This window comes from uncultured Draconibacterium sp. (assembly GCF_913060805.1).
GTDB lineage: Bacteria > Bacteroidota > Bacteroidia > Bacteroidales > Prolixibacteraceae > Draconibacterium.
The window spans coordinates 1-6843 of record NZ_CAJXTC010000069.1; the positions used below are offsets into that span (position 1 = coordinate 1).

Sequence of the window (6843 nt, forward strand, 5' to 3'; positions counted from 1 at the left end):
CGGGCAAACTTCCTTTGTGGAAAATTGGTGTGCAAAACTAATTATTTAACCCGAATCAGCAAAATATTAATTCAAAAATTGCTTTTTACGGTCGATGTATTTTACCACTTTTCCGTATATAATTAACGAAATCGCTGAAACAGAAGCAATTCCTACAAAATAAAACCAGATATAATGTGCATTTACCGAGGCGGCTTCCCACTCGGCATGTGTATCAAACAGTAGTGGATCGGGACAATATTTGGTAAGTAACCAGCCCGAAAGGCCAAAACCAAGAATAGAAGACAGGAACGAATGCAAATGGCTAAATCCAAGATACAAGCCCTCTTCACCTTTTGGTGCCTGTAGCGAGAAATACTCCAGGTAGCGCGGCGAAATAAACGTTTCGGCCAGCCCCTGGAAAACAATACCCACAATCATCATAAAAGCAACTGGGTGAAGTCCTAAAATAGGTTCGCTGCCCATTAAATGCCCAGAGGCCATACACAGTGCCGAAACAGGCATTATAAACATCCCCACAGTCATGGAGAACAGCGAAGTTTTATTGCGCATCATTTGTGTTACAAAACCAACAGTAAGGAAAACCACCAGTGGATTTACATTGGCAAACCACGAAATGGCACTGCCTTCTCCCGCTAATCGTAATACGTATTTTGGCATGGTTGCATACAACTGGTGCTGCACCATCCAAAAGCCGGTGATAATGATGATAAGTATTATTAAACGTGCATTGCCAAGCACTTTTACCAATGCATCGAAAATCTGTGAGAAACTTTTCGACTCTTCGTGTGAGCGGCTTGCTTTGTAAAAAAGGGCCACCAAAATTACAGCCAAAAGTGTTATTCCTCCGGCAAAGTAATTCAATGTAACCAATCCTTCGTTACCCATGGCATCACGCAATGGTTTTACAATGGTTTTGCCCGAGAAAGCACCAATATTTACCATCATATAAAAAATAGAGTAGCCCTGTGCACGCGTTTCTTTGGTTGTTTCGCGGGCTACGGTTCCGGTAATACACGATTTTATGAACGATCCTCCAATCATAATTACGATCATAATCGGAACGATAATCCATTTCAAATTACTCTCGCGAAGTCCGTTAAATTGGGTGGTTTTGGTGTATTCTACCAGTCCCGACGATTCGAGCATAGTTGGCAGTACACCCATCGAAAAATAACCAATGGAAAGTAATGAAAAAGCGATCAGCAATGATTTTTTAAAGCCTATTTTATCGGCTACTGCACCGGCAAATGTTGGTAAAAAATACAGTCCTGCCGAAAACGATCCGGCCAACATTGCTGCCTGAAAATCGTTAAATCCTAAAATTCGCGACAAATAAAGTGTGATAACGATAAACACTCCATAATATGCAGCGCGCTCTAATAACTCGACTGCGTTAGCTACCCAGAAAGCCTTCGGGAAACTTACTTTTTGTTTCTTTTTCATTCTAGTTATATGATAATTAAGGTCAACAAAAATAGCAGCTTAATCGAAAGCACAAAATGACATAAATTTCTTAAACATAATTTCAATCTTTTGCAAAGTATTTCTTTTTCATACCTTAGCAACTACCGTTAGAACTAATTGTACATGAACTCATTCGAAGAAAATAAACTATTCGAAAATATTCAGCAGGGCGATGAGATAGCTTTTGAAAGGCTGTTTAAATTGTACTACGCATACTTGTGTAACTTCGCTATCAAAATAATTGACAACGATGTGGCTGCGGAGGAAATCGTACAGGATTTTTTTGTGAAATTCTGGGAACGCCGGGCCGACCTTTCTGTGGAGTCGTCGCTAAAAAACTACCTCTTTCGCTCGGTAAAAAACCTTTGCCTGAACCATATCAAACATAATAATATAAAATTTCAGCATGCTCAAAAAGTGATTGCCGAATCGGAGACAAACAGTTTTAACAACGATTATATTGAAGTTGACCTGGCTGCCGACATTGCCAAAAGCATTGAAGAGCTGCCTGAAAAACGCCGTGAAATATTCAGATTGAGCCGCGAAGAAGGATTAAAATACCGCGAAATTGCTGAAAAATTAAATATTTCAATAAAAACGGTTGAGGCGCAAATGAGCCTCGCAATCAAATCATTACGAGACAAATTAAAAAAATATAACACCTTTATCTTCTACTTTTTTGTTAGCAGGGCAAAAAATAGTTAGGGGTAAATTACTTGTGTATTGTCATTTAAACGAGATGGGAAAAATGGAGAACATAGAAAATTTTGATTGGGAACTGGTTACCAAATATTTGAATAACGAAACCAGTTTGCAAGAAAATGAAGAGGTGGAGACCTGGATCAATCAATCTGATAAGAACCGGGAAGAGTTTGAGCAGTATAAAAACATGCTCAACAAAGTAGATTCCTACTACCAGGCAAAAAAATTCGATAACGAAACGGCCTGGAAAAATGTTCATACACAATTACGCCCTGCTAAAGTTCGATCTATTCAGCTACAAAAAACAAGGAAGGAGGTTATTGCACAATTTTACAAATATGCTGCAATAGTTGTTATCGCACTTTTATTGGGTTCAGTTGCATATTACCTTGGTTTCCGCAACCCGGACAAGGCTTATTACAGCGAAACGATCTCGGCCAAAGATCAGGTGCTGAACGAATATGTTTTACCCGATGGTTCGGTGGTTACTTTAAACAACGACTCGAAACTGCTGTTTCCGAAAAAGTTTAAAGGCGACACCCGCGAAGTTACCATCATTGGCGAAGCATTTTTCGATGTTCAGCGTAATCCCGAAAAACCGTTTGTAATAAATGCCGGCAATGCACAGGTTAAAGTTTTAGGTACCTCTTTTAACGTTAGTGCATACCCGGACGCAGAAACTGTTGAGGTTATTGTTGAAACAGGTAAAGTTCAGGTAATCAGTAAAAACGAAAATCCTGAACTGGAAAGCCGCGAGGTATTTTTGTCTCCCGGCGAAAAAGGAACGCTGCACATATCAAACCGCGAACTGATGAAAACAGTGAACAGCGATCCGAATTTCCTGGCCTGGAAAACACACGACCTCATTTTCAACACTGTTCCGTTACACGAAGTGGTGGATTGTCTTGAAAAAGCTTACCACATTGATATCGACGTGATGGAACCGGAGCTAAACGACCTCTTATACGAAGGTCATTTCGATCAGAAACCGGTTGATTTCGTTTTAAATGTAATTCGGCTCACATTTGATCTGGATTTATCGGTTGAAGGCAAACATTACACTTTAACGAGCCGTACAAACAAACAGTAAAGCTTTAAAGTCATGAAACCAATAAAATGGAATAAAATAAAACTTATCGTCCTGATGGCCTTGCTGGCTTTGTTAGTGGTACCTAACACCAGTTTTGCCCAGGAGACAAAGAGCCAGGCGCTCGATCAAAACATTAGTATTTATGCTGAAGACGAGCCACTTTCGGATGTTATTGAGAAGATCTGTAAATACCTGGACATCGACTACTCGTACAACGCCGACATTGTTGCCGACAAAAAAATCAGTTTAAACGTATCAAATAAGCCTATAAAATATGTGCTCGATAAACTGATGAAAGATTTCTACCTGCTTTTTGAAATTGAAGACAATCTGCTGGTAGTGCGCGATTACGTTCCTATCGACGAGAGTATGGAATACGAAAATGCTACGCAACAATTTGCCAGTACCAACCGTGGTTTTCTGTTCGATAATCCACATTCGAAACAGATCACGATCAACTTTAAATCGGCAAGTAACTTAATTATCATTCCGGTGAATATTAACGATTCGGATACCTTGAATTTTATTCTCGACACCGGCGTTCGTTACCCGATAATTACTGAACTTCCGTTTATTAACAAGCTGAATTTGAACTACATGATGCCGGTTAAAGTAAAAGGACTTGGCGAAGGAGAATCGTTAACAGCTTATCGTTCGGGAAACAACGTTATGCACATCGACGGATTAACAGCGCGTAACCAGGAAGTGCAAATGATCATCGACGAAAACTTTCAGATTTCGCACATGCTCGGAATTCCGGTTCACGGATTGATCGGCTTTAACTTGTTTAAAGATTACATTGTAAAAGTTGATTACCTGAATGAAAAACTGACATTGTACAAACCTGAATATTTCAAGTACCGCGACCGCCGAAAAGACATTATTATGCCTTTGCATTTTGATGGAAATAAACCCTTTGTGCGCACCACAATTGTTACCGACGACATGAAAGAAGTTCCGGTGAAATTGTTGGTCGACACCGGTGCCAGCGATGCATTGTGGTTGTCTGAAAATTCAGACGAACGTATCAATCTGCCACAGCAACATGTTGAAACATTTTTGGGCCGTGGTTTAAATGGCGACCTGTACGGAACAAAAGGACGTATTGATGCCATTTGGGTTGGGCCGCTGCTATTGACAAAACCAATTGTAGCCTTTCCGAATTCGAAACACATCGACAGCCTGATTTCGGTAAACGGCAGAAACGGAACCATTGGCGCAGAAATTTTAAGGCGTTTTTATGTGACGATCGATTACCGGAATAACCGATTAACATTGCGCCCGAATCATAAAATTAAGGAAGACTTTAATTACAATATGAGTGGAATGGAGGTTACCAATCCGATGCCCGGATTACCCATTTTCACCATTGCCGATATCCGCGAAAATTCGCCCGCACACATTGCCGGGCTGCAGGAAAACGACCAGATTATTCGTATAAACAGCAGTAATCACCAGTCGTTGGAGTTGAATGATATTAACCTGTTGCTTCAAAGCCGCGAAGACAAAAAAATTAAACTCACTGTATTACGAGACGGAGAAGAATTTAAAACTTCCTTTTATCTGAAAAAGATGTTTTAATGAAGCCGGTAAAACAGCTGATCATATTATCTACCATCCTGTTGTTATCTTTTGCTACAAAAGGCCAGCAACAGGATGGCTCTATTTTCGAGCGCCGCATTAGCATTTTTCAAACCGATCAGTCGCTCGATTTTGTTTTAGAACAGATCAGCTGGCAGGCTAATGTATTTTTTTCGTACGATGCCACCATTTTCAATCCCGCACAAAAAGTAAGTATTTCGGCGCAGGATAAGTCGCTGTACACCATTCTGAATACTTTGCTCGATACCACTCAATATCGTTTTAGCGAATTGCAAAACCAGGTTATTATTACCCGAAAATCGGACATTAGCGAGTTCACAACTAAACAGGATTCGGTGCCGGTAAAGTACTTTTTCCTGTCGGGTAAATTAATTGAAAGCCGAAAAGGAAGGCCAGTTGAATTTGCATCGGTTTCTGTTTTAGATAAACCAATTGGTACCATCAGCAATACCGATGGCGAGTTTCTGCTGAAAGTTCATCCTTCGTTTATCCGCGATTCCATCGTAATTTCGTGCATGGGGTACGAGCAAAAACAATTGCCGGCCAACCAGTTGCTCGACGAAGATCTTTTTATCCTCGAACCCGCTTCAATTAAAATTAAGGAGATAAAAGTTACGGCAATCACGCCCGAAAAACTACTGAAAAATATGCGGGCGAACTATGAAAAAAATTACACACCATCAACCAAACTCATGACCGCCTTTTATCGCGAAACTGTTAAACAGGATAAAAATTATATAAGTGTTTCAGAGGCGGTAATGGAAGTGTTAAAAGCACCTTATATCGGAACTTCTCGTGGCGATTTGGTTCGCTTGTTAAAAGGGCGAAAAAGCCGCGATGTACAATCTTTTAAATGGCTGAATTTTAAACTGATGGGGGGGCCGTTTACCATTACCGAGCTGGATGCCGTAAAAACCGTTGAAACCTTTATCAATCCGGAATACGAGCACGTGTATGATTATCAGATCAGCGATGTAATCTGGTACGAAAATCAACCGGTTTATGTGGTAAAATTTCAACCTCAATCCGGCGAATTTTATCCGCCTTTTGAAGGCGAAATGTATGTTCATCGTGAAACATTTGCGCTCGTTCATGCCAATTACCATTTAAATAAAGCGGGGTTAAAACAGGCCGAGGAGATCATGATTAAAAAGAAACCACGCAAAGTTAAAGCGCGGCCAACCTACGTGCACTACCAGGTAAATTACCGGCAATACCAGGGAAAATGGCATCTGGCTTCGGCAAAAGCATCGGTTAAATTTAAAGTGCGAAGCAAACGAGACCGCATAAACTCCGAATTTCACAGTGTTTCCGATTTGCTGATCACCAATATTCAGCCCACCGATTTAAAACGTTTCAACAAAGACGAACGCTTTAGCCGCAACGACATTTTTGTGGAGGTTTTGGGTGCCTACGACGAAAAATTCTGGGAAAACTACAACATCATTAAACCCAACGAAAGCCTGCGAAATGCTTTTAAAGAATCGCTGTTTCATTGATTTCTGCCACTATTCCAAGGTTTTTGCGTAATTTTGTAACTTATAATCAGTAACAATGGAACAATACAGCACAAGACAGAATAAAATCTCGAGGCTCATTCAACGCGAAATGGCCGAAATCCTATTAAAAGTAAACAAAGAACGTTTTCCGGGTAAATTGCTTAGCGTTACCGGAGTGCGCATTACAAAAGATCTATCCATTGCGCGCATTCACCTCAGTATTTTTCCCTCGGAATTTGCCAACGATATTTTGGAAGAAATCAAACTTTCAAGCAAACAGCTACGTGGCGAACTGGGCCGGAAAACCGGAAAAAGCCTGCGTGTAATTCCTGATCTGGAATTCTATATTGACGACAGCCTGGATTATATCGACAATATTGATAGCCTGCTGAAAAAATAGTTTCCGAAACTTTTCGTTCTCAAACAAAACACCGGCGTTTGAACTTACCATTTTTCATAGCAAAACGTTATCTGTTCTCGAAA

At 40.4% G+C, this 6843-nt stretch carries 6 protein-coding genes; 5 read left to right on the plus strand and 1 reads right to left on the minus strand.

The features are described 5' to 3' along the window. Positions 1 to 66 precede the first annotated feature (66 nt). Positions 67 to 1446 carry an MFS transporter gene (locus tag QZ576_RS22215; protein WP_297101712.1) on the minus strand — a complete coding sequence of 460 codons (1380 nt, stop codon included), beginning with the start codon at positions 1444 to 1446 and terminating at the stop codon, positions 67 to 69. A gap of 144 nt (positions 1447 to 1590) precedes the next feature. Between QZ576_RS22215 and QZ576_RS22220 the strand changes: the two genes are divergently transcribed. From QZ576_RS22220 to rbfA, 5 genes are read left to right on the plus strand one after another with little or no spacing between them, the layout of a single operon-like run. After that, positions 1591 to 2172, plus strand: coding sequence for an RNA polymerase sigma-70 factor (locus QZ576_RS22220; RefSeq protein WP_297101714.1), 582 nt, complete (start codon positions 1591 to 1593; stop codon positions 2170 to 2172). A 43-nt stretch (positions 2173 to 2215) separates the two neighbouring features. Continuing rightward, the gene (locus QZ576_RS22225; RefSeq protein WP_297101716.1) at positions 2216 to 3259 is read left to right on the plus strand and encodes a FecR family protein; all 1044 of its coding nucleotides are present in this window, start codon (positions 2216 to 2218) and stop codon (positions 3257 to 3259) included. 12 nt (positions 3260 to 3271) lie between these two features. Beyond that, the gene (locus QZ576_RS22230) at positions 3272 to 4840 is read left to right on the plus strand and encodes an aspartyl protease family protein (RefSeq protein WP_297101718.1); all 1569 of its coding nucleotides are present in this window, start codon (positions 3272 to 3274) and stop codon (positions 4838 to 4840) included. Beyond that, on the plus strand, positions 4840 to 6360 hold the full coding sequence (locus QZ576_RS22235) for an STN and carboxypeptidase regulatory-like domain-containing protein (protein ID WP_297101720.1): 1521 nt from the start codon (positions 4840 to 4842) through the stop codon (positions 6358 to 6360). Before QZ576_RS22230 ends, QZ576_RS22235 begins: the two co-directional genes overlap by 1 nt. Before the next feature lie 55 nt (positions 6361 to 6415). Then, positions 6416 to 6760 carry a 30S ribosome-binding factor RbfA gene (gene rbfA, locus QZ576_RS22240; protein ID WP_297101721.1) on the plus strand — a complete coding sequence of 115 codons (345 nt, stop codon included), beginning with the start codon at positions 6416 to 6418 and terminating at the stop codon, positions 6758 to 6760. Positions 6761 to 6843 lie beyond the last annotated feature (83 nt).

Bases quoted from the DNA above. Each gene is read 5' to 3' on its own strand.
- QZ576_RS22215 (WP_297101712.1), bottom strand. From the start codon at position 1,446: ATGAAAAAGAAACAAAAAGTAAGTTTCCCGAAGGCTTTCTGGGTAGCT.
- QZ576_RS22220 (WP_297101714.1), top strand. From the start codon at position 1,591: ATGAACTCATTCGAAGAAAATAAACTATTCGAAAATATTCAGCAGGGC.
- QZ576_RS22225 (WP_297101716.1), top strand. From the start codon at position 2,216: ATGGAGAACATAGAAAATTTTGATTGGGAACTGGTTACCAAATATTTG.
- QZ576_RS22230 (WP_297101718.1), top strand. From the start codon at position 3,272: ATGAAACCAATAAAATGGAATAAAATAAAACTTATCGTCCTGATGGCC.
- QZ576_RS22235 (WP_297101720.1), top strand. From the start codon at position 4,840: ATGAAGCCGGTAAAACAGCTGATCATATTATCTACCATCCTGTTGTTA.
- rbfA (WP_297101721.1), top strand. From the start codon at position 6,416: ATGGAACAATACAGCACAAGACAGAATAAAATCTCGAGGCTCATTCAA.